This window comes from Metabacillus rhizolycopersici (assembly GCF_020075705.1).
This window is the reverse complement of sequence record NZ_JAIQUM010000351.1, coordinates 1-209: the sequence shown is the minus strand read 5'-3', so window position 1 is coordinate 209 and position 209 is coordinate 1. Positions and strand designations below refer to the sequence as shown.

2 tRNA genes are annotated in these 209 nt (G+C 48.3%); both read left to right on the top strand.

Going from position 1 to position 209, the window contains the following annotated elements:
* Positions 1-2 precede the first annotated feature (2 nt).
* Positions 3-78 (top strand) — tRNA-Val (locus K9V48_RS28915).
* A gap of 7 nt (positions 79-85) precedes the next feature.
* Positions 86-161, top strand: a tRNA-Thr gene (locus K9V48_RS28910).
* Positions 162-209: the final 48 nt, after the last annotated feature.

Sequence of the window (209 nt, the reverse complement as noted above, 5' to 3'; positions counted from 1 at the left end):
TCGGAGGATTAGCTCAGCTGGGAGAGCATCTGCCTTACAAGCAGAGGGTCGGCGGTTCGATCCCGTCATCCTCCACCATTTATATGCCGGTGTAGCTCAATTGGTAGAGCAACTGACTTGTAATCAGTAGGTTGGGGGTTCAAGTCCTCTCGCCGGCACCACTTACTTCATTATAGTAATACTCATTATAATATGAGCCATTAGCTCAG